Below are 20684 nucleotides of genomic sequence, written 5' to 3'. Positions count from 1 at the left end.
AGAAGATGAGCGTTAACGAACAGAAGGCGCCTGAGCTCCAGGAAAAGCTGGTTCAGGTCAATCGCGTCGCCAAGGTAGTTAAAGGCGGCCGTATTTTTGCCTTCACCGCACTGACTGTGGTGGGTGATGGCAAAGGACGCGTTGGTTTCGGTCGTGGTAAGGCCCGGGAAGTCCCGGTTGCCATCCAGAAGGCGATGGAAGCTGCTCGCAAGAACATGGTAGACGTGGCCCTTGACGGCACCACCCTGCAGTACGCAGTTCGTGCCCAGCACGGTGGCTCCAAGGTGTTCATGCAGCCTGCATCTGAAGGTACCGGTATTATCGCCGGTGGTGCGATGCGTGCGGTACTGGAAGTGGCCGGCGTACACAACGTACTGTCCAAGTGCTACGGCTCTACCAACCCGGTGAACGTTGTACGTTCTACCATCAAGGGTCTGCAGGCCATGAAGGCGCCTGAAGATATTGCAGCCAAGCGCGGTAAATCCGTCGAAGATATTCTGGGTTGAAGTCATGGCGAACGCAAAAACGATCAAAGTAACTCTGACCCGCAGCCCGATCGGCTGTCAGCCCAAGCACAAGCTGTGTGTGAAAGGCCTGGGTCTTCGTAAAATCGGTCATACCGTTGAAGTGGAAGATACACCTTCTATTCGCGGCATGATCAACCGGGTTAACTACCTGGTGCAGGTTGAGGAGAACTAAGATGCGTCTGAACGAACTTGCTCCGGAACCTGGTTCACGTCCTTCCGCCAAGCGTGTTGGTCGTGGTATCGGTAGCGGTCTGGGTAAAACTGGTGGTCGCGGTCATAAAGGTCTGAAATCCCGTTCCGGTGGCTCTGTAGCGCCTGGTTTCGAGGGTGGTCAGCAGCCTTTGGCCCGTCGTCTGCCCAAGTTTGGTTTCACTTCCCGCCAGCAGCGCTATGTTGCCGAAATTCGCCTGAACGAGCTGGCGAAGGTTGAAGGCGACGTGGTCGATCTGGCTGCACTGAAGAAGGCTGACATCATTCGCGAAGAAATTCGCGAAGCCAAGGTTATGCTGTCCGGTGAGCTGGATCGCGCTGTAACCGTTAAAGGGCTACGTGTCACCAAAGGCGCACGCGAGGCAATCATTGCCGCGGGTGGGAAAGTCGAAGACTAAGACGAGTCGAGGACTAAATGGCCAAGACAGCATCATTGCCTGCGGGCGCCGGAAAGGGATTTGCAGAGCTGCGTTCGCGGCTCTGGTTCGTGTTTCTGGCGTTGTTGGTGTACCGGATCGGTGCCCACATTCCCGTTCCAGGCATCAACCCGGACCGGTTGGCGGCACTGTTTGATCAGAACCAGGGAACCATCCTGAGTTTGTTCAACATGTTTTCCGGTGGTGCGCTTGAGCGCATGAGTATCTTCGCACTCGGTATCATGCCGTACATTTCGGCTTCCATTATCATGCAGCTCATGACTGCGGTCAGTCCGCAGCTTGAGCAGCTGAAGAAAGAAGGCGAGGCGGGTCGTCGCAAGATCAGCCAGTATACGCGGTATGGTACGGTTGTCCTGGCCCTGGTTCAGGGCTTTGGTATTTCTGTAGGGTTGGCCTCTCAGGGCGTCACCTTCAACGACAGCTTCAGCTTCCACTTTGTGGCAGTGGTGTCTTTCGTGTGTGGTGCCGTCTTCATGATGTGGCTCGGTGAGCAGATCACCGAGCGTGGCGTTGGCAACGGTATATCACTGCTGATTTTCGCAGGGATTGTCGCCGGCTTGCCGGGCGCCATCGGTCAGACTCTGGAGCAGGCCCGTAACGGTGAAATGAGCCTGCTGGTAGTGCTCGGTATTGGTGTGTTGGCGATCGCGGTGGTTGGCTTCGTGGTGTTCATGGAGCGGGGCCAGCGGCGGTTAACCATCAATTATGCCAAACGGCAGCAGGGCCGCCGGGTGTTTGCCCAGCAGTCCAGTCATTTGCCGCTGAAGGTCAATATGGCCGGTGTTATTCCGCCGATCTTTGCCTCGTCGATTCTGTTGTTCCCGGCCTCCTTGGGCCAGTGGTTCGGGCAGGGTGAGGGCATGGAATGGTTGAGTGACATTTCTCAGGCATTGGCTCCGAGCCAGCCGTTGTATATCATCCTGTTCGCAGCAGCAGTGGTCTTCTTCTGCTTCTTCTATACAGCACTGATGTACAACCCGAAGGAAGTTGCGGATAACCTCAAGCGTTCCGGCGCGTTCATCCCGGGCATTCGCCCAGGAGAGCAGACTGCCAAGTACATCGATGGTGTACTGACCCGTCTGACGTTGTTCGGGGCTATGTATATTGCAGCAGTGTCCTTGTTCCCTCAGTTCCTGATGGTGGCAGGTAATGTACCTTTCTATCTTGGTGGTACCTCACTGCTGATTGTTGTAGTCGTGGTGATGGATTTCATGGCTCAGGTTCAGTCGCACCTGATGTCGCATCAGTATGAATCGCTGATGAAGAAGTCCAATCTCAAGGGCTATGGTCGGAACGGCTGACACAGCCGTTCCCCTTGAAAACTGGAGTCGACAATGAAAGTACGCGCTTCGGTAAAGAAAATTTGCCGTAACTGCAAAGTAATTCGTCGCAATGGCTCGGTTCGAGTCATCTGCACGGAGCCTCGTCACAAGCAGCGCCAGGGCTGATTTCCAAGAAATCGCTCTGACATTGTAAAAGGGGTTCGGAATAGTAGCGCTTGACTCGCGAGCGGGTCAGGCGCTATTATTTCGCGCCCTTTTTGTGGCGGAAAATTCACACAGCAAAGCTTTGAACGCGGAGTAATTTGGATGGCACGTATAGCCGGTGTCAATATACCCGATCACAAACATGCTGTTATCTCGCTCACCTACATCTTTGGTGTTGGCAAGACAACAGCCCAGAAGCTTTGCGATGCAACCGGCGTTAAGCCGGACGTCAAGGTCAAAGACCTGAGCGACGAGCAGCTTGAAGCACTTCGTACCGAAGTGGGCAAGTTCACCGTCGAAGGCGATCTGCGTCGTGAAGTACAGATGAACATCAAGCGTTTGAAGGATCTCGGTTGCTTCCGTGGTCTGCGTCATCGTCATGGACTTCCGGTCCGTGGCCAGCGCACCAAGACCAACGCCCGCACCCGTAAAGGTCCTCGCAAACCTATTCGTAAGTAACAGGTAGGCAAACATGGCAAAGCCAGGTACACGTACCCGTAAAAAGGTGAAAAAGACGGTTGTTGATGGCGTCGCGCACATTCACGCGTCCTTCAACAACACCATCGTGACCATTTCGGACCGTCAGGGCAACGTCCTGTCCTGGGCCACCTCAGGTGGTTCCGGTTTCCGCGGCTCACGTAAGAGTACACCTTTTGCTGCGCAGGTAGCAGCTGAAAGAGCCGGTAATGCGGCTGCTGAATACGGCCTTAAAAACCTGGACGTAGAGGTTAAGGGTCCTGGGCCCGGACGTGAATCTGCAGTTCGCGCGCTGAATGCGTGTGGCTACAAGATCACCAACATCACTGATGTGACGCCGATTCCCCATAACGGCTGTCGTCCGCCCAAGAAGCGCCGCGTCTAACACAGGAGACAGTGAAATATGGCTCGTTATATAGGCCCGAAGTGCAAGCTGTCTCGTCGTGAAGGGACAGATCTTTTTCTGAAGAGCGGCGTACGCGCGCTCGATTCGAAGTGCAACATCGAGACTCCGCCGGGTATGCACGGCGCGCGTCGCGGTCGTCTGTCCGAGTACGGCGTACAGCTTCGTGAAAAACAGAAAGTCCGTCGTATCTACGGCGTACTTGAGAAGCAATTCCGCAACTACTACAAAGAGGCCGCTCGCCTGAAGGGTGCAACCGGTGAAAACCTGCTGCAACTTCTGGAAGGTCGTCTGGATAACGTTGTGTATCGCATGGGCTTTGGTTCTACCCGTGCAGAAGCCCGTCAGCTCGTCTCTCACAAGGCGATCCTGGTGAACGATAAGCCGGTCAACGTGCCGTCCTATCAAGTCAAGCCGGGCGACGTTGTGAGTGTGCGTGAGAAGGCCAAAAACCAGCTGCGCGTTAAAGGTGCACTGGATCTGGCTGGTAGCCGCGCACCGGTAAGCTGGGTAGAGGTTGACGCCAACAAGATGTCCGGCGTTTACAAGTCAGTACCTGAGCGTACTGAACTGCCGGCCGACATCAACGAGAACCTCATCGTCGAGCTTTACTCCAAGTAAAGCCCAGTTAGCAACGATAGCAGATAGGGGCGTCTATGCAGCGTTCAGTACATGAGTTATTGACACCTCGTACCATTGACGTGAAAGAATCCAGCGCCACGCGCGCCAAGGTGACACTGGAGCCGCTTGAGCGCGGTTTCGGTCATACCCTGGGTAGCGCACTGCGTCGCATTCTCTTGTCTTCGATGCCGGGCTGCGCCGTGACTGAAGCACAGATCGACGGTGTCCTGCACGAGTACAGCGCCATTGAGGGTGTCCAGGAGGACGTCATCGAGATTCTTCTGAATCTCAAGGGCGTCGCCGTAAAGATGAACGGCCGTGACGATGCTGAGCTGACGCTCAGCAAGAAGGGCCCGGGTGTAGTGACCGCCGGCGATATCAAGCTGGACCACGATGTGGAAATCGCTAACCCCGAGCACGTGATCTGTCACCTGAGCGAGAACGGCGAAGTCAACATGCGTTTGCGTGTTGCCCGCGGTCGCGGCTATGAGCCGGCTGATCAGCGTGGTCTGGACGAGGATGAAACTCGTGCCATCGGACGTTTGCAGCTTGATGCTACGTTCAGCCCGGTTCGCCGAGTGGCGTATGCCGTCGAAAGCGCACGGGTTGAGCAGCGTACAGATCTGGACAAGCTTGTTATTGATCTGGAGACCAATGGCACCATCGATCCGGAAGAAGCGATTCGCCGGGCGGCCACGATTCTCCAGCAGCAGCTGGCTGTGTTTGTAGATTTCGATCATGAGAAAGAGCCAGAGCGTGTAGAAGAAGAGGAAGAAATCGATCCGATTCTGCTGCGCCCGGTTGATGATCTGGAATTGACTGTGCGTTCAGCTAACTGCTTGAAGGCAGAAAACATTTACTATATCGGCGATCTTATCCAGCGCACCGAAGTGGAGCTGCTGAAGACGCCTAACCTTGGCAAAAAGTCGCTGACCGAGATCAAGGACGTTCTTGCGTCCCGTGGTTTGTCTCTGGGCATGCGTCTTGATAACTGGCCGCCGGCAAGCCTTCGTGGTGATGACCGGGTTCTGGGCGGTTGATCGCCGATTAGTTTAAGGTAAGGAATCAGAGCAATGCGTCATCGTAAGAGTGGTCGTAAGTTCAGCAGGACCAGTGCGCATCGCAAGGCCATGTTCCGTAACATGACTGCGTCACTGGTTGAACATGAGCTGATCAAGACAACGCTGCCGAAAGCTAAAGAGCTTCGTCGTGTAGCTGAGCCGTTGATCACGCTCGCAAAGAATGATTCGGTTGCAAATCGTCGTCTGGCGTTCTCACGCCTGCGTAGCGATGCTGCGGTAGCCAAGCTGTTCAATGAGCTGGGCCCCCGTTATAGCGAGCGTCCGGGTGGTTATCTTCGTATTCTGAAGTGCGGTTTCCGTGCTGGCGACAATGCCCCTATGGCATTCGTTGAGCTGGTTGGCCGTCCTCTGGACATCGAGGCTGAAGAAGTGGACGAAGGCGAAGAGTAAAATCTACGCTCTAGTTCAAAAAAACCGGGTTCCGAAAGGTTCCCGGTTTTTTTTGTGGTGAAAACCTACTTGAGCATAGGCTTCAGATAACGCCCGGTATGGGATGCCGGATTGTCCGCTACCTCCTCCGGCGTTCCCTCAGCAATAATCTGCCCGCCGCCAGAACCACCCTCTGGTCCCAGGTCGACAATCCAGTCAGCCGTTTTGATCACATCCAGATTGTGTTCGATGACCACGATGGTGTTGCCGTGATCCCTTAGGCGTTCAAGGACGTTCAACAGTTGCTGGATGTCGTAAAAGTGCAAACCCGTGGTGGGTTCGTCGAGGATGTACAAGGTTTTGCCGGTGTCGCGCTTGGACAGTTCCTTGGCCAGTTTTACCCGCTGGGCTTCACCACCCGATAGGGTAACCGCGCTCTGGCCGAGTCGGATGTAGGATAGGCCGACGTCCATCAGTGTTTGCAGTTTTCTGGCAATAAAGGGTACGGCGTCGAAGAATTCGCGCCCCTCTTCCACGGTCATCTCCAGCACTTCGTTGATGTTCTTGCCCTTGTAGCGGACTTCCAGGGTTTCGCGGTTGTAGCGTTTGCCTTTGCAGATGTCGCAGGGTACGTAGACGTCTGGCAGGAAGTGCATTTCCACTTTGATTACGCCGTCGCCCTGGCAGGCTTCACAGCGGCCGCCTTTGACGTTGAAGGAGAATCGGCCGGGCTTGTAGCCGCGAGACCGTGCTTCCTGGGTGCCGGCAAAGAGCTCACGGATGGGGGTGAACAGGCCGGTGTATGTCGCCGGATTCGACCGGGGGGTGCGCCCGATCGGACTTTGATCAATGTCGATAACCTTATCGAGGTGATCCAGGCCCTTGAGGTTTTTATAGGGGGCATGGTTCAGGCTGGTGGCCTTGTTTAGCTTGGCCGCAGCCACCGGGTACAGGGTGCTGTTAATGAGGGTGGATTTACCGGAGCCGGAGACCCCGGTTACGCACGTCATGACCCCCAGTGGCAGCGTTAGCGTGACGTCCTGAAGGTTGTTGCCTGTGGCGCCGGACAGGACCAGGTGTTTGCCGTTGCCCTTGTTGCGGGTTGCTGGCACGGCAATTTCTTTCTCTCCGCTCAGGTATTGGCCAGTCATCGATGCCGGGTTGGCGATAATCTCTTCAGGGGTGCCGCGGGCAACGATTTCACCACCGTGTACGCCGGCACCAGGGCCAATATCGATGACATAATCGGCAGCACGGATGGCGTCTTCGTCGTGCTCAACGACAATCACGGTATTGCCGAGGTCGCGCAGGTGGGTGAGGGTGGCCAGCAGGCGGTCGTTGTCCCGCTGGTGCAGGCCGATGGACGGTTCGTCCAGGATGTACATGACACCCACCAGCCCGGCGCCAATCTGGCTTGCCAGGCGAATCCGCTGTGCCTCACCGCCCGAGAGGGTGTCTGCGCTGCGTTCCAGTGTCAGGTACTCAAGGCCGACATTGACCAGGAACTGTAAGCGTTCCCGCACTTCCTTGAGGATTTTTTCGGCGATTTCACCTTTACGGCCGGGGAGAGTCAGCTCGCTGAAGTAGCGGTGAGCGTCGCCTACCGGCAGGTGAGTGATTTCCGGTAGTGTCCGTTCCTCGATAAAGACATTGCGGGCGCCGCGGCGAAGCCGGGTGCCACCGCAGTCTTTGCACGGCTGGGTGCTCAGGTTGCGGGCCAGTTCTTCGCGCATGCTTTGGGAGTCTGTCTCCCGGTAGCGGCGTTCCAGGTTCGGGATGATGCCCTCAAAGGGGTGGGCTCTCTCCATGATCTGGCCACGGGAATTGACGTACCGGAAGCTGATGTCTTCATTGCCAGAGCCATAGAGCAGTGCTCGCTGAAACGGTTCTGGCAAGTCTTCCCACGGCGTTTCCAGGTCGATGTCATAATGCTCGGCCACGCTGGTCAGCATCTGGAAGTAATAGACCGCGCGCCGGTCCCAGCCCTTGATCGCGCCAGAGGCCAGCGTGGCTTCCGGATTCTGGATAACTTTTTCGGCATCAAAGAACTGGCGCACTCCCAGACCGTCACAGGTGGGGCATGCGCCGGCCGGGTTGTTGAAGGAGAAGAGCTTGGGTTCGAGTTCGCTCAGTGAATACCCGCATTGGGTACAGGCATAGCGTGCCGAGAAGGTCTGTTCTTCGCCGTCTCCGGTCATTGGGGCGACCAGCGCGATGCCATCGGCCAACTCAAGGGCGGTTTCGAAACTTTCCGCCAATCGCTGTTCCAGGCCCTCTTTGACCTTGAAGCGGTCTACCACGACATCAATCTGGTGTTTGCGTTTCTTGTCCAGCGCCGGAACATCATCGATGTCATAAACCGTGCCGTCGACCCTAAGGCGGATGAAGCCCTGGCTGCGCATGGTATCAATCACCTGGAGGTGCTCGCCTTTTCGGTCCCTGATCACCGGCGCCAGGATCATCAGTTTGCTGCCTTCAGGCATCGCCAGGACCTGATCGACCATCTGGCTCACGGTCTGGGCCTCCAGCGGCTGACCGTGGTCCGGGCAGCGGGGTTCGCCGGACCGGGCAAAAAGCAGTCTCAGGTAGTCGTAGATTTCAGTGATGGTGCCAACGGTTGAGCGGGGATTATGGGATGTGGACTTCTGTTCAATGGAAATGGCGGGTGACAGGCCTTCGATGTGATCAACATCGGGTTTTTCCATCATCGACAGGAATTGCCGCGCGTAGGTGGACAAAGACTCTACATACCGGCGCTGCCCTTCGGCGTAAAGGGTGTCGAAGGCCAGTGAGGATTTTCCTGAACCTGACAGCCCGGTGATGACAATGAGTTTGTCTCTTGGCATATCCAGGTCGATGTTCTTCAGGTTGTGCGTGCGTGCGCCTTTGATCTGGATATGGTCCATAACACCTCGCTTGAGTAAAACCACCATTATATCGTTTTCGGTAGCCCCCGGCGAAACTGGAGTTGTGCCGCCTGGGGTATGCTGTCTTGGGTAGTCCCTCACCCGGGGCGCATCTGGTACAATGCGCCGCTCGCAGCCAGTAGCTGCCTTCCCAATTTTTTCAATCCGGCACAGGTAAGCATGAACGCGCTTGAAAAACGCTCTGTTATGGCTTTGGCCTCGGTGTACGCAATGCGTATGCTCGGCCTGTTCATGGTCATGCCGGTGTTCGTGTTGCTCGGTAGTGATCTGCAGGGCGCGACGCCTGCGCTCATTGGTTTGGCAATTGGGGCCTATGGTCTCAGTCAGGCCCTGTTGCAGATTCCGTTCGGCTTGCTGTCTGACCGGGTTGGCCGCAAGCGGATGATCTATATCGGGCTGGTGCTGTTCGCCGCTGGAAGCCTGCTGGCAGCCTCCACCGACTCCATATACGTTGTGATTGCCGGACGGATTCTTCAGGGGGCAGGTGCGATTGCCAGCGTGTTGATGGCCCTGTTAAGCGACCTGACCCGCGAGGAAGAGCGCACCAAGGCAATGGCTATGGTGGGCATTTCCATTGGTCTGTCGTTCTCGGTGTCACTGGTGGTTGGACCCCTCCTGGGCTCGCTCTGGGGATTGTCCGGCATTTTCTATGCAACGGCAGCCATGGCCATGGTGGCCTTGTTCATCGTAGCCAGAGTGGTGCCAACACCCCATGCCCACAGAATCAGCGCGGATACCCATCCCGCGAGGGAGATGGTCGGGCGGGTGCTGCGGGACGGTCGCCTGCTGCGGCTGGACTTCGGTATCTTCATCCTCCATTTTGCCCTGACAGCGCTGTTTCTGGTGTTTCCCACCATGCTTCAGGATCAGTTGGGGCTGGCCAGCGTTTCCCATTGGTGGTTCTACTTGACGGTGATGGTGACATCCTTCTTCGCCATGGTGCCGTTTATCATCATTGGCGAGAAAAAGCGGGTGATGAAACCGGTGCTTTGCGGTGCCATCGCCCTGCTTTCGCTGGCAACGGCCGCACTGACCGGTGTGGAGAAGAGTCTCTGGCTGGCCTGGGGCGTACTGTTCTTCTTCTTTACGGCGTTTAACCTTCTGGAAGCGAGCCTGCCCTCATTGATCAGCAAAGAAGCTCCGGCCGCCAGTAAGGGGACCGCTATGGGGGTTTACTCGACGTCGCAGTTTTTTGGTGCGTTTCTCGGCGGTGCCCTGGGCGGTTACTTGCTACAATCTGCCGGCCTGGAAGGGGTTCTTTGGTTAATGGCCGGTGGTTTGGCTGCCTGGTTTCTGGTGGCACTGACGATGCCGGCGCCGAATTACACCACGAGCTTTGTGGTTGAGTTGGAGCAGGTGCTGCCTGCCGGTTTTGATGAGATTGATGAGACATTGCGCCGCCTGCCCGGTGTGCAGGACGTGGTGATTGTGGAAGATGCGGCAACCGCTTACTTAAAAGTGGACCGTCAGCATTTTCATGAAGATCAGCTTGCGCACTTTGAATTTGTGCGGCAGGGTAAAGGTTCTTAAACAAAGGATGCGTGCATGGACCGCACGTGTTCCGGAAAATCGATCAGGAGCAGAAGATGGCACGAGGCATTAACAAGGTAATTCTCATTGGTAATCTGGGCCAGGATCCGGATACCCGCTATACCCCGAATGGCAACGCGGTTGTGAATCTCAACCTGGCTACCGATGAAAGTTACAAGGATCGCCAGACTGGCCAGATGGTACCGAGAACCGAATGGCACCGGGTTGTGCTGTTCGGCAAGGTGGCGGAAGTGGCCGGCCAGTACCTGCGTAAAGGTTCCAAGGTGTATATCGAAGGTCGCCTGCAAACCCGCAAGTGGCAGAATAAAGAAGGGCAGGACGTATACACCACCGAGATTGTGGTAGACATCAACGGCCAGATGCAGATGCTCGACAGCCGCGGTGGCGAAGGTGGCATGAACCAGGGAGCTCCCCAGGGCCGGCCGCAGCAGCAACCCCAATCTCAGTATAATGCTCCGCCCCAGCAGCAGGGTGGCCAGGCGCAGCAGCCGTCCGGGGGTTACAACCCTCAGGGTCAGCAGCAGGCCGGTGGCATGCCGGAACCGATTGATGATTTTGATGACGACATTCCGTTCTGAATGTGATCCAGCTCATCGACAATCAAAAAGCCCGTGCTCTGCGCGGGTTTTTTTGTTAACGAGTTGCAAAATCTCCGTGAAATCAGTCGGTGAAACGTAGAGTTACGTTCACTTTCTCAACTATCATGTAAGCCTGTGTTAAAAGTGCTGATAATTTAAACACCTTGTGCACGCCGGCCGGCAGCAGAGCTGTGGCCACGACCTGGGAATCCATGATCCTGAATCTTGTTACGACGCTACAAAAACTGATCCGCCGCAAGCCTTTGGGACAGCCTGTCTGTCTTGAGGTGCGCCCGGATGGCATTGCCTGGGCCAGAGCCGCTGCTTCGCCCGGGCAGTCGCTGGGCTTTGTTGAGTGTGTTTCTGCACAACGGCAGGACACGCTCAGCAAGCTGGTGGACGACCAGGGCTGGGCTGGTGTGCCTGCGGTTCTGGTCCTGCCCATTGATCAATATCAGGTGTTTCAAGTTGAGCGTCCGGAGGGTGTTGAGGACAGTGAGCTGGCCGATGCGCTCAAATGGAAGCTCAAGGACTTCCTCGATTTCAGCCCGGCCGACGCCGTGTCGGATGTGTTTGCATTTCCGGAAGACGCGTCCCGTGGGCGTGGCCCGCTGGTGAACGTTGTTGCAGCCCGCAAATCTCTGGTTCGCGAGCTTATTGGTCTGGTAGCGGATGCAGGCCTTGAGCTGGATCGAATCGATATTGCCGAGCTGGCCTTGCGAAATCTGGCGGCCCGCCTGGATCAGTCGAATAGGGGGGTGGCTCTGGTTCATCTTCGTGACCGCTATGGCCAGATGGTCATATGCCAGGGCGATACCCTGTATCTCTCCCGCCGCCTTGAGCTGTCTTATGATGATCTGCGGGACGCCTCCAGCCAGGAGAGTGCTGTGCAATCCCTGGCGCTGGAGATCCAGCGTTCCATGGACTATTTCGAGAGCCAGCTCGGCCAGGTGCCACCGTCGACCATCCAACTGGTGGCCCGGGATTCGGTATTACCGTTGAACTCCATGCTCTCATCTTACATGGCGGCCGGTATCGAGGTGCCTGAGTGGAGCCAGTTTGGCTTGTCTGACGCGCTTGATAGCCGATGCCTGCCCGCCTGGAGTGCGGCGCTTGGCCAGGGGAGTCCGGCATGATCAGGCAACAGGTGAACCTGTATACCCCGGAACTTCGCCCTACAAGGCAGCGGCTGCATGCCGGTACGGCCGGAGCTTTGGTTGGGATCGTATTGCTGATACTCGTGGCCGTCATGGCTTTTGGCCGCTGGCACAATCAGACGCTGGAGCAGCAGGTAGAGCGGCTGGAACAGCAGAACCGGAATCTGGAAACGGCGGTTGCCACCATGGCCGACCAGGTGCAGGCAAGGCAACCAGATCCTGACCTGGAAGCCTCGCTGGCGCGGATCACCGAGACAATTGCTCGCAGGCAGCGTCTGCTCGAACGGGTGGAAGGGCTGGCAACCCACAACCACGGTGGTTTTTCCGGGCGGCTTTCGGCCCTGGCGCGCCAGGTTCCTGAGGACCTGTGGCTGACAGCCGTGCGCTTGCAATCGCTTCCCTCGGCCATGCGTCTTGAGGGCAGAACCCGGGCGGCGGAACTGGTGCCTAGCTACCTTGCGCGCCTGGGTGACGAGCCGGCGTTTGTTGGTGAAACCTTTGGCGATTTCCGGTTGCAGCGGCCAGACGACGAAGCTGATCATCAGTGGGTGGAATTTCGTGTTGCAACACAACCGGGAGAGGCGTCGGGGCGATGAGTAAATTGACAGATTCTCTGGCCACCACTGCGCAGTGGTACAACGACCGCCCGATCCGTGAGCGGGTTTTGATCGTCGTGACTGCCTGTGTGCTCATGTTCGTCCTGGGCTGGGAGTTGTTGGTTACCCCAGTGGAAACCCGGCAGCAGCAACTCAATAACCGAGTGCAGGCACTAACGGCTACGCAGAACAGTTTGCTTAGCCAACAGGAAACCCTCAACAGCCAGTTGGCCGGTGACCCTTCGGAGGCATTGCGCCAGCGACTGGCTTCCCGGCAAAGCCGCCTGGAGCGGCTGGATCAGGAAATTACCGAGACTACCGGGCAGCTGATCGCACCGAGGGACATGGTCACGCTGTTGCGGGACATGCTCTCAGCTCAACAGGGCTTGCAGTTGGAATCCATGACATTGCGCACGCCAACACCGGTTTATGACGGTGCCCAGCCAGAGGCGGGTAATCGGCAAGCTGCAGAGCCCTTGCTCTATGCCCACGACGTGGAGCTGACCATCCGGGGTGGTTATCTCGATGTGCTGGCGTATCTACAGCGGCTCGAAACCATGGATGAGCGCCTGGGGTGGATACAGCTGGACTATCAGGCCGGTGCCTGGCCCAAGGGTGAAGCGACCATCCGTGTGCGCACCCTGAGCCTTGATGCCGCGTGGCTAGGAGTTTGAGATGGCACATCCTTTGTTCAGATATTTGATGATGACGTTGGTGTCACTTGGGTCGCTCCAGGCCTATGCCTTGCAAGACCCGACCCGACCTCCCGGTGCTGACTCGCAGCCGGTGGTGGCATCGCCGGCCCGGGAAATTCGGCTGGGCTCGATCCTCCTGGGCAAGGAGCGGCGGATTGCCGTCATTGAGGGTGTAGCCCTGAAAGAGGGCGACAGCCATGACAACATACGTGTGCGCCGTATCTTCAAAGATCGGGTAGAAGTAACAGATCGCGGCCAACCCAGAACCCTGTATCCGGACCCGCTCCCGCAGGTGCGGAGAACACCATGACAGACAGTCGGACCATGATGACAACACTCAGACCTCTCGCAGCTGCCATGCTCTCACTCACACTGGTTGCCTGCGCCAATAACCCGTTGATGCGGACGTCTGCCGCCACATCAACAGACGTTGCCGATCAGATTGACCAGGCGCTGGCCGAAGCCGAGCGGCAAACCCCTGCCTCGGGCTCCGCATCCGGTGATCCTGCTCCTGTATCAGCCGCGGAAATCAGCAGTCAGTTGCTACCGCCCCTGTCCAGTGCGCAGGAGCAGGACGAGCGTTTTGATGTGAATGCCCGCGGCGTTCCAGCCTCCAGCTTCTTTGAAGCGCTGGTGGAGGGTACCCGCTATAACGTGGTGGTCCATCCGGGCGTTACGACACCGGTTGATCTGCGCCTGAGCGATGTCACCGTCCCGGAAGTCATGGAGATTGCTGCGGATTTATACGGTCTGGATATCCAGCGTAATGGCCGGCTGTTTCGGGTGGCGGAAGACCGGATACAGACAAGACTTTTCCCCATTGACTACCTGCATTTCAAACGCCGCGGTGGCTCAGAAACCCGTGTCAGTTCGGGCCAGGTCAGCAGCGCCCGGGGCAGTGGCAACGGTGCTTCCAACTCAAACTCCAATTCCAATACCGGTAATGAAACCCGAAACCTGGTGGGCACCACCATCTCGACCGATACCGAGTCTGACTTCTGGCGGGATATTCGCCAGACGGTGGCTATGATCGTGGGTAATGATGGCCAGGTAGTGGTTAACGCTGGCGCGGGCCTGGTGATGGTCCGGGCGGGCTCTGACGATTTGCGGATGGTGGAGGATTACCTGCGCCGGACTGAACTGATCATGCAGCGTCAGGTTGTTCTGGAAGCGAAAATACTGGAGGTTACCCTGAACGAGGGCTACCAGCAGGGCATCAACTGGGCTGACGTCCAGAGCTCCGCCGGTCGTGCCGATTATTTCACGGCCCAGTCGCTGGCGGGTCAGCCGATCCGCACCCCGGATATTGGCGGGCTGTTCTCCGCCACGGTGAGCGCCGGCGATTTCACCGGTCTTATTCAGCTGTTGGGTCAGCAGGGCAATGTGCAGATTCTGTCTAGCCCGCGCATCTCCACCATCAACAACCAGAAAGCCGTCATCAAGGTAGGTACCGACGAGTTCTTCGTCACCGATATTGATTTCAATGATAACAACTCGGCGGTGACCGCCACCGACAGAACCTCCACTTCGGTTGAGTTGACGCCGTTCTTCTCCGGCATTTCCCTGGACGTTACCCCGCAGATTTCCGACAGCGGCGCGATAACACTGCATGTGCATCCATCAGTCAGCGAAGTGAATGACCAGGAAAAGGTCATCACCATTGGCGAGCGTGATGTCACCCTGCCGCTGGCGCGCAGCACGGTGCGTGAAACCGACAGCGTGATTCGGGCAGAAAGCGGGCAGATCGTGGTGATCGGTGGCTTGATTCAGGACACCAGTGAAGACACCACCTCCGCCGTGCCCTTCTTCAGCGATATTCCGCTGGTGGGGGAATTGTTCAAGCAGCGTCGCTTCGAATCCCGCAAGAGCGAACTCGTCATCCTGATACGGCCCATGGTGGCCAACACTGGCCAAATGCAGGCGGATGTCCAGGCCAGCCGGGAGCGGATGAACGTGCTCAGAGATCTGCTGAACTCGGCAGAGTCGGTCAAACCCCAGGCGGAGACGGCCCCCCGCTGATGTACGAAAGCCATTTTGGACTGCAGGAAGCACCGTTCGCATTGACGCCAAACACCCGGTATTTCCTCCGGGCGCCCAGCCATGCCGATGCGCTGGAACTGCTGTTGGTGGCGTTGCAGCAACGGGAAGGCTTTATCAAGGTGACTGGCGAGGTGGGCACCGGCAAGACCCTGCTCTGCCGCTTGCTGCTCAACGAACTGGATAAGACCGCCTGCACGGCTTACATACCCAATCCGAACCTGCCGCCGGAGACCCTCTATGAGGCGGTTGCCGAGGAACTGGGTGTCGACGTGGCCGGGTGTAGTAACGGCCACCAGATTCTCAAGGCGCTGAACCAGCGATTGATTGCCCTGGCCATGGAACAAAGCCCGGCGGTACTGGTGATTGATGAAGCCCAGGCCATGCCCGAAGAAACCATTGAGGCTCTGCGGTTGCTGACCAACCTGGAAACCGAAAGCACCCGGTTGTTGCAGATTGTGCTGTTTGGCCAGCCGGAGCTGGATACCATCCTGGCGAAGGACAGCCTGCGCCAGTTGCGCCAGAGAATCACCTTTCAGACCCGATTGCAGCCACTGGGTCAGGAATCCGTGGGCCAGTACCTGCGGCATCGCCTGGCCCGGGCCGGCTATAACGGAGCGGACATTTTTGCCCCGGCAGCATTAAAGGTCATCTGGCGTTCATCCGGCGGTATCCCCCGGCTGGTCAATGTCCTGGCCCATAAGTCCATGCTGGCGGCCTGGGGGCGGGGAGACCGGCAGGTGGCCAGAAAGCACGCTCTGCAAGCCGTGAAAGACACAGAGAGCGCCCGCCCCGTTAGCTGGTTCCGGAGGTGGGGATGAGCTTGTTGAATGATGCCCTGAGGGCAGCAGAGGAACGGCAGAATCCGCCCCGTGTGGCCGGCACTTACACTGGCCAGCCTGTGGCCCGGGATTCGGCGGCGTCCGGGATGCCGATTGCCATTGTTTTGATGGTGGCACTGGCGTTGATGGGTGGCGTAGGTGCCTGGTGGATGCTGTCAGGTAGTTCTGAAGAGCAGTCCGTTGTCGCCGATAGCGCCAGGGTTTCGGCAGCCCCGGAATCACAAGAGATCACGGAGACAGCCGCCCTGCCAGAGTTCATCGTCGAACCGATCCCTGTTGAGCCTGCTTCTGAAACCGAGGTGTCGACCCCTGATAGTGCATCCACGGCGGAGATCGTGTTGGTAACCGAGCCCACGCCGGAGCGCTCCGAGCCGGCCAATGCGGAGCCCGCGGCGGACCAGGACGAGCCCGAGGTTATTCAGGTGGCGCAAGCGCAGCCACAAACCCCTGAGCGGGAGGTGAACACTGGGGATCGTGCGCCGGAACCACCGGTAAAGCAGCAACGGGAAACGCCGGAAGCGGTGGACCTGCGCACCAGTCGTGACTTGGCCAGCTTGCTGGCAACCGGTCGCAATGGTGAGGCAGAGCGTGCACTGACGGAACTGACCACCCGTCAAACGGCTCCCCGAAGCCGGGAGATCTTTGCCCGGGAGATGCTGGTCCTGGATAGGCCAGGTCGTGCCCTGGAATGGCTGCCGGACTCTGTGACCAACGAACATGCCAGCCTGAGATTGCTGAAAGCCCGCGCCCAATTGGCACTGGGCGATTTGAACCTGGCGATCGCTACCTTGCAGGCCCGGGTGCCCCCGGTAGCTGAACAGGTGGAATATCGCATTACCCTGGCCACTTTGTTGCAACAGGCCGGCGCAGCCGATGAATCGGCTGGCCACTGGTCTGAATTGCTCGCCCACGACGACAGCCAGGGCACCTGGTGGCTGGGGCTGGCCATTGCGCTGGAAACCGGTGGGCGCAATCGAAGTGCGCTGCAGGCCTATACACAGGCTGCGGCCATGCCCGGAATGTCTGCTTCACTGGCGGACTACGCGCGGCAACGCATATCAGTTTTGCAGGCGGAATCATGAGTACGGAACCGAAAAAGAAAATCCGCATAGGCGACCTGCTGGTTCAGAATAATGTCATCACTGAACAGCAGTTGATGACCGCCCTGCGGGAGCAGAAAAGTACCGGTCGCAAGCTTGGCCGAACGCTCATCGAGCTGGGCTATGTCGACGAAGACAACCTGCTCAACATCCTCTCGCGCCAGTTGGACGTGCCCTTTGTTCAGCTGCGCCATTACCAGTTCAATAACGAACTGGTTAAGAAGCTGCCAGAAGCCATGGCGCGCCGGTTCCGGGCCATTGTGCTGGCGGAACAGGGCGGGGAGTTGCTGGTGGGCATGGCCGACCCGCTGGATATCTTCGCCTACGACGAATTGGTGCGGGTGCTCAAGCAGCCCATCAAACAGGCGGTGGTGCGGGAGAGCGAACTGCTCAACACCCTGGATCTGGTCTACCGCCGCACCGATGAAATCGCCTCCCTGGCGGAAGAGCTGGAAGACGAACTGGGTGATGACGCTTTCGACCTGGCTGACCTGTCCGCCGAATCCGAAAGCGCCGACGCCCCGGTGGTCAAACTGCTGCAGACCCTGTTCGAAGATGCCGTACAGGCCAGAAGCTCGGATATCCATATCGAGCCCGACGAGACCGTCGTGCGCATTCGCCAGCGGGTGGATGGTGTACTGCAAGAACAGGTGATGAAAGAAAAGCGCGTAAATGCAGCGCTTGTTCTGCGCCTGAAGCTGATGGCCGGGCTCAACATTTCCGAGAAGCGCCTGCCCCAGGATGGCCGCTTTAACGTGCGGGTGAAAGGCCGCAGCATTGATGTGCGGGTATCCACCATGCCGGTTCAGTACGGCGAATCGGTGGTAATGCGTTTGCTGGATCAGAGCCAGGGCACTTTGGATCTGGAAAGCACCGGCATGCCACCACACCTGCTGGACCGCTTCCGCAAACTGATCAAAAAGCCCCATGGCATGATTCTGGTCACCGGCCCCACTGGTAGTGGTAAAACCACCACCCTCTACGGTGCCCTGACCGAACTGAACAAGGCGGAAGTGAAGATCATCACCGCCGAAGACCCGGTGGAATACCGGCTGCCGCGCATCACCCAGGTACAGGTAAACCCGAAAATCGGGCTGGAGTTCGCCACGGTGTTGCGCTCCGCCCTGCGGCAAGACCCGGACATCATCCTGGTGGGTGAGATGCGGGACCACGAAACCGTGGAAATCGGCCTGCGCGCCGCCATGACCGGCCACCTGGTGCTGTCGACCCTGCATACCAACGATTCCATCAGCAGTGCCATGCGTTTGATCGACATGGGCGCTGAGCCGTTCCTGGTGGCCAGCTCCCTGCTGGGCGTGGTGGCCCAGCGCCTGGTGCGCCGAGTGTGCGATAACTGTAAGGAAACCTACCAGCCTTCTGAGCAGGAACTGGTGTGGCTGCAGTCCTTCGACCTGGATCCACTGGATATCGAGGCCGGCTTCGTGCACGGCCGTGGCTGCTACCAATGCAGTAATACCGGTTACAAGGGCCGGGTGGGCGTGTACGAAATGCTGGAAATGAACGAAGACATGCTGGATGCCCTGCGCAGAAAGGATGTGTCTGACTTTACTCGCGCCGCCCGGAGAAGCCCGCTGTTCCGCCCTCTGGGCCAGTGTGCGATGGATTATGCCCTGCAGGGGGTAACGTCTTTACAGGAAGTGGCCAGGGTAGCTGCTACCACTGAGGGGGCGTTGCTGAATGGCGATGACCTGGCAGCCGACGGCGCCATAGGGGTAGATGACTGATGCAGTTCAGCTACCGGGGTAAAGACAACCGTGGTGTTGTCCAGCAAGGTTCACTGACCGCCGCCAATGTGGATGCGGCGGCCAGTGAGCTGATGCGCCGTGGTATTACCCCGCTGGCCATTCAGGAACAGGTGCAAACGCAATCCGGCATGGACCGGGTAAACAACCTGGCCATCTTCCGCAAAAAAGTAACGTTGGATGAACTGATTGTGTTCTGCCGGCAAATGCACGCGCTCACCAAAGCGGGCATCCCGCTGATCCGCACCATGCGCGGGTTGGCGGAAACCTCCCGTTCACCGGTGCTGGCGGAGGTACTGGAAGATATCACCAATCGCCTCGAAGGCGGTAATACCATGGCCACGGCCATGCAGGCGCACCCGAAAGTGTTCTCCGACCTGTTCATCGCCATGATCCACGTGGGCGAAAATACGGGCATGCTGGATGACGCGTTCAAGCGCCTGTCGGAAATCCTGGAACTGGAACGGGACACCAAACGCCGGGTAAAACAGGCCCTGCGTTACCCCACCTTTGTGGTGGTGGCCCTGCTGGCGGCCCTGATGGTGGTGAACTTTCTCGTCATTCCCCGGTTTGCATCGGTGTTCAGCCGCATGGGGGCCGACTTGCCCTTCCTGACCCAGGTCTTGGTGGGCACGTCTAACTTCCTGCTCAATTACTGGTATGTGATGCTGTTTGGTTTCGCCGCTGCCGGTGTGCTCGTGCGCCAGTGGAAGCAGACAGAACAGGGGCGGGAAATCTGGGACCGCTACAAACTGAAGCTCCCGATTATCGGCCCCCTGCTGGAGCTGATTACCCTCAGCCGGTTTGCCCGGAACTTCGCCACCATGTTGAAAGCCGGTATGCCGGTGACCCATGCCTTGACCGTGGTCGCCGATGCCACAGACAACGCCTGGATAGCGCACCACATTAAGGATATGCGCCTGGGCATCGAGCGCGGCGAAAGCCTGCTGCGCACCGCACGCGCAAGCGAAATGTTCACCCCGCTGATTTTGCAGATGATTGCCGTGGGCGAGGAAACCGGCTCGGTGGATGACATGCTCAACAACGTGGCGGATTTCTACGACGAAGACGTGGACTACGGCCTGAAACGGCTGGCGGAATCCATAGAGCCGATCCTGATTGTGGCCATGGGCATCCTGGTACTGATATTGGCGCTGGGCGTGTTCCTGCCCATATGGGACCTGGGAGCCGCCGCCATGGGGCGCGGCTAGTGCGCCAACCGGTCTGGTCTTCCGCCAGTGGGCTGGCCAACGCCCGGCGCATGCGGCTGTTTGTTGCCCTGCTGGTGCTGTTCACCCTCTGGTGGGTGTTGCTGGGCAAACTGGAAGGCGAGCTGCAGCGGGCGGAACAACAGAGCGTTAACATGGTTTTGAGCCAGTTGCGGGCGGCATTGGTGGTGAAAGGGGCCGAAACCATGCTGAGCCGGCAGGGCAGTCTGGAAGAACTGGAAGGGCGCAACCCCTTCGAGTGGCTGGACCACCAATGGCCCATGTACACAGGCGAATGCAGCGAAGGGGAGCCGAAGCAAGGTGACTGGTGCTTTCGCCCCGGGCAACAAAAAGAAACAGGCGAAGATGGCCAAGGTTGGTTAATTTATAACCCAAAGCAGCCGATAACCATTGAAGGGCAGCTCGCAGAACCCGGCCAACCCCTCGCCTGGACAGTGACAACCGAATTTGCAAACCGCAGCCGGAACAACCTGCGGGTGCAAGCACAGCGGCCAACCGGCCTGAAACTGGTACCGGTGCCGTTGACAGAAACCACAGTGAGCGGGCAGGACGCCAGCCGCTGACGGGATAACACGACAGATCACAGGCAAGAGGCG

23 protein-coding genes are annotated in these 20684 nt (G+C 58.0%); 22 read left to right on the top strand and 1 reads right to left on the bottom strand.

Features of this window, described 5'->3' with window-relative positions:
• Positions 1-5 precede the first annotated feature (5 nt).
• The 10 genes from rpsE to rplQ all read left to right on the top strand — a co-directional run bounded on the left by rpsE (position 6) and on the right by rplQ (position 5634).
• On the top strand, positions 6-506 hold the full coding sequence (gene rpsE, locus ACZ5Q2_RS01065; protein ID WP_058090005.1) for a 30S ribosomal protein S5: 501 nt from the start codon (positions 6-8) through the stop codon (positions 504-506).
• Between the two features lie 4 nt (positions 507-510).
• Complete coding sequence (rpmD, locus tag ACZ5Q2_RS01060) at positions 511-699, top strand: 50S ribosomal protein L30 (RefSeq protein ID WP_007153997.1); 189 nt, start codon at positions 511-513, stop codon at positions 697-699.
• 1 nt (position 700) lies between these two features.
• Entirely contained in the window at positions 701-1135 is a 435-nt protein-coding gene (gene rplO / locus ACZ5Q2_RS01055) for a 50S ribosomal protein L15 (RefSeq protein ID WP_022989795.1), read from the top strand.
• 17 nt (positions 1136-1152) lie between these two features.
• Positions 1153-2475, top strand: coding sequence for a preprotein translocase subunit SecY (gene secY / locus ACZ5Q2_RS01050; RefSeq protein WP_058090006.1), 1323 nt, complete (start codon positions 1153-1155; stop codon positions 2473-2475).
• A gap of 33 nt (positions 2476-2508) precedes the next feature.
• Positions 2509-2622 carry a 50S ribosomal protein L36 gene (rpmJ, locus tag ACZ5Q2_RS01045; protein WP_004580765.1) on the top strand — a complete coding sequence of 38 codons (114 nt, stop codon included), beginning with the start codon at positions 2509-2511 and terminating at the stop codon, positions 2620-2622.
• A 141-nt stretch (positions 2623-2763) separates the two neighbouring features.
• On the top strand, positions 2764-3120 hold the full coding sequence (gene rpsM / locus ACZ5Q2_RS01040) for a 30S ribosomal protein S13 (protein ID WP_029655315.1): 357 nt from the start codon (positions 2764-2766) through the stop codon (positions 3118-3120).
• Positions 3121-3133: 13 nt separating this feature from the next.
• Complete coding sequence (gene rpsK, locus ACZ5Q2_RS01035; RefSeq protein WP_007153992.1) at positions 3134-3523, top strand: 30S ribosomal protein S11; 390 nt, start codon at positions 3134-3136, stop codon at positions 3521-3523.
• An 18-nt stretch (positions 3524-3541) separates the two neighbouring features.
• Positions 3542-4162, top strand: a complete 621-nt coding sequence (rpsD, locus tag ACZ5Q2_RS01030; protein ID WP_058090007.1) for a 30S ribosomal protein S4 — start codon at positions 3542-3544, stop codon at positions 4160-4162.
• Between the two features lie 35 nt (positions 4163-4197).
• Positions 4198-5202: a DNA-directed RNA polymerase subunit alpha gene (locus tag ACZ5Q2_RS01025; RefSeq protein ID WP_008174911.1), complete on the top strand. Its 1005-nt coding sequence runs from the start codon at positions 4198-4200 to the stop codon at positions 5200-5202.
• A 33-nt stretch (positions 5203-5235) separates the two neighbouring features.
• The gene (gene rplQ / locus ACZ5Q2_RS01020) at positions 5236-5634 is read left to right on the top strand and encodes a 50S ribosomal protein L17 (protein ID WP_058090008.1); all 399 of its coding nucleotides are present in this window, start codon (positions 5236-5238) and stop codon (positions 5632-5634) included.
• Positions 5635-5699: 65 nt separating this feature from the next.
• On the opposite strand, the gene uvrA is transcribed toward rplQ, so the two are convergent.
• A complete protein-coding gene (gene uvrA / locus ACZ5Q2_RS01015; protein ID WP_061333572.1) occupies positions 5700-8519 on the bottom strand; it encodes an excinuclease ABC subunit UvrA in 2820 nt (939 codons plus the stop codon).
• A 180-nt stretch (positions 8520-8699) separates the two neighbouring features.
• On the opposite strand from uvrA, the gene ACZ5Q2_RS01010 reads away from it, so the two are divergent.
• From ACZ5Q2_RS01010 to ACZ5Q2_RS00955, 12 genes are all read left to right on the top strand, one after another.
• Positions 8700-10070, top strand: coding sequence for an MFS transporter (locus ACZ5Q2_RS01010; protein ID WP_061333573.1), 1371 nt, complete (start codon positions 8700-8702; stop codon positions 10068-10070).
• A 56-nt stretch (positions 10071-10126) separates the two neighbouring features.
• Positions 10127-10669 (top strand): single-stranded DNA-binding protein, encoded by a 543-nt coding sequence (gene ssb / locus ACZ5Q2_RS01005; RefSeq protein WP_061333574.1) that lies wholly within the window; start codon positions 10127-10129, stop codon positions 10667-10669.
• A 191-nt stretch (positions 10670-10860) separates the two neighbouring features.
• A complete protein-coding gene (locus ACZ5Q2_RS01000; protein WP_227510292.1) occupies positions 10861-11805 on the top strand; it encodes a type IV pilus biogenesis protein PilM in 945 nt (314 codons plus the stop codon).
• Entirely contained in the window at positions 11802-12422 is a 621-nt protein-coding gene (locus ACZ5Q2_RS00995; protein ID WP_227510293.1) for a PilN domain-containing protein, read from the top strand. The genes ACZ5Q2_RS01000 and ACZ5Q2_RS00995 overlap by 4 nt, the downstream gene beginning before the upstream one ends.
• Positions 12419-13096, top strand: a complete 678-nt coding sequence (gene gspM, locus ACZ5Q2_RS00990) for a type II secretion system protein GspM (RefSeq protein ID WP_061333575.1) — start codon at positions 12419-12421, stop codon at positions 13094-13096. Before ACZ5Q2_RS00995 ends, gspM begins: the two co-directional genes overlap by 4 nt.
• Position 13097: 1 nt before the next feature.
• Entirely contained in the window at positions 13098-13427 is a 330-nt protein-coding gene (locus ACZ5Q2_RS00985) for a hypothetical protein (RefSeq protein ID WP_061333576.1), read from the top strand.
• On the top strand, positions 13424-15136 hold the full coding sequence (gene mshL, locus ACZ5Q2_RS00980) for a pilus (MSHA type) biogenesis protein MshL (protein WP_061333577.1): 1713 nt from the start codon (positions 13424-13426) through the stop codon (positions 15134-15136). The genes ACZ5Q2_RS00985 and mshL overlap by 4 nt, the downstream gene beginning before the upstream one ends.
• Complete coding sequence (locus ACZ5Q2_RS00975) at positions 15136-15975, top strand: ExeA family protein (protein ID WP_061333578.1); 840 nt, start codon at positions 15136-15138, stop codon at positions 15973-15975. Before mshL ends, ACZ5Q2_RS00975 begins: the two co-directional genes overlap by 1 nt.
• Positions 15972-17078: a hypothetical protein gene (locus tag ACZ5Q2_RS00970; RefSeq protein ID WP_061333579.1), complete on the top strand. Its 1107-nt coding sequence runs from the start codon at positions 15972-15974 to the stop codon at positions 17076-17078. Before ACZ5Q2_RS00975 ends, ACZ5Q2_RS00970 begins: the two co-directional genes overlap by 4 nt.
• Complete coding sequence (locus ACZ5Q2_RS00965; RefSeq protein WP_061333580.1) at positions 17075-18841, top strand: GspE/PulE family protein; 1767 nt, start codon at positions 17075-17077, stop codon at positions 18839-18841. Before ACZ5Q2_RS00970 ends, ACZ5Q2_RS00965 begins: the two co-directional genes overlap by 4 nt.
• Positions 18841-20070 (top strand): type II secretion system F family protein, encoded by a 1230-nt coding sequence (locus ACZ5Q2_RS00960; RefSeq protein WP_058090017.1) that lies wholly within the window; start codon positions 18841-18843, stop codon positions 20068-20070. Before ACZ5Q2_RS00965 ends, ACZ5Q2_RS00960 begins: the two co-directional genes overlap by 1 nt.
• Positions 20070-20651 (top strand): hypothetical protein, encoded by a 582-nt coding sequence (locus ACZ5Q2_RS00955; RefSeq protein WP_227510294.1) that lies wholly within the window; start codon positions 20070-20072, stop codon positions 20649-20651. Before ACZ5Q2_RS00960 ends, ACZ5Q2_RS00955 begins: the two co-directional genes overlap by 1 nt.
• Positions 20652-20684: the final 33 nt, after the last annotated feature.

The sequence above is a fragment of the Marinobacter alkaliphilus genome, from assembly GCF_055394375.1.
Note: the sequence above shows the minus strand (reverse complement) of the source record. Positions and strands in the feature narration are given on the sequence as shown.

Excerpts from the sequence above, each read along its gene's own strand:
- rpsE (WP_058090005.1), top strand. The coding sequence starts at position 6 with ATGAGCGTTAACGAACAGAAGGCGCCTGAGCTCCAGGAAAAGCTGGTT.
- rpmD (WP_007153997.1), top strand. The coding sequence starts at position 511 with ATGGCGAACGCAAAAACGATCAAAGTAACTCTGACCCGCAGCCCGATC.
- rplO (WP_022989795.1), top strand. The coding sequence starts at position 701 with ATGCGTCTGAACGAACTTGCTCCGGAACCTGGTTCACGTCCTTCCGCC.
- secY (WP_058090006.1), top strand. The coding sequence starts at position 1,153 with ATGGCCAAGACAGCATCATTGCCTGCGGGCGCCGGAAAGGGATTTGCA.
- rpmJ (WP_004580765.1), top strand. The coding sequence starts at position 2,509 with ATGAAAGTACGCGCTTCGGTAAAGAAAATTTGCCGTAACTGCAAAGTA.
- rpsM (WP_029655315.1), top strand. The coding sequence starts at position 2,764 with ATGGCACGTATAGCCGGTGTCAATATACCCGATCACAAACATGCTGTT.
- rpsK (WP_007153992.1), top strand. The coding sequence starts at position 3,134 with ATGGCAAAGCCAGGTACACGTACCCGTAAAAAGGTGAAAAAGACGGTT.
- rpsD (WP_058090007.1), top strand. The coding sequence starts at position 3,542 with ATGGCTCGTTATATAGGCCCGAAGTGCAAGCTGTCTCGTCGTGAAGGG.
- ACZ5Q2_RS01025 (WP_008174911.1), top strand. The coding sequence starts at position 4,198 with ATGCAGCGTTCAGTACATGAGTTATTGACACCTCGTACCATTGACGTG.
- rplQ (WP_058090008.1), top strand. The coding sequence starts at position 5,236 with ATGCGTCATCGTAAGAGTGGTCGTAAGTTCAGCAGGACCAGTGCGCAT.
- uvrA (WP_061333572.1), bottom strand. The coding sequence starts at position 8,519 with ATGGACCATATCCAGATCAAAGGCGCACGCACGCACAACCTGAAGAAC.
- ACZ5Q2_RS01010 (WP_061333573.1), top strand. The coding sequence starts at position 8,700 with ATGAACGCGCTTGAAAAACGCTCTGTTATGGCTTTGGCCTCGGTGTAC.
- ssb (WP_061333574.1), top strand. The coding sequence starts at position 10,127 with ATGGCACGAGGCATTAACAAGGTAATTCTCATTGGTAATCTGGGCCAG.
- ACZ5Q2_RS00995 (WP_227510293.1), top strand. The coding sequence starts at position 11,802 with ATGATCAGGCAACAGGTGAACCTGTATACCCCGGAACTTCGCCCTACA.
- gspM (WP_061333575.1), top strand. The coding sequence starts at position 12,419 with ATGAGTAAATTGACAGATTCTCTGGCCACCACTGCGCAGTGGTACAAC.
- ACZ5Q2_RS00985 (WP_061333576.1), top strand. The coding sequence starts at position 13,098 with ATGGCACATCCTTTGTTCAGATATTTGATGATGACGTTGGTGTCACTT.
- mshL (WP_061333577.1), top strand. The coding sequence starts at position 13,424 with ATGACAGACAGTCGGACCATGATGACAACACTCAGACCTCTCGCAGCT.
- ACZ5Q2_RS00975 (WP_061333578.1), top strand. The coding sequence starts at position 15,136 with ATGTACGAAAGCCATTTTGGACTGCAGGAAGCACCGTTCGCATTGACG.
- ACZ5Q2_RS00970 (WP_061333579.1), top strand. The coding sequence starts at position 15,972 with ATGAGCTTGTTGAATGATGCCCTGAGGGCAGCAGAGGAACGGCAGAAT.
- ACZ5Q2_RS00965 (WP_061333580.1), top strand. The coding sequence starts at position 17,075 with ATGAGTACGGAACCGAAAAAGAAAATCCGCATAGGCGACCTGCTGGTT.
- ACZ5Q2_RS00960 (WP_058090017.1), top strand. The coding sequence starts at position 18,841 with ATGCAGTTCAGCTACCGGGGTAAAGACAACCGTGGTGTTGTCCAGCAA.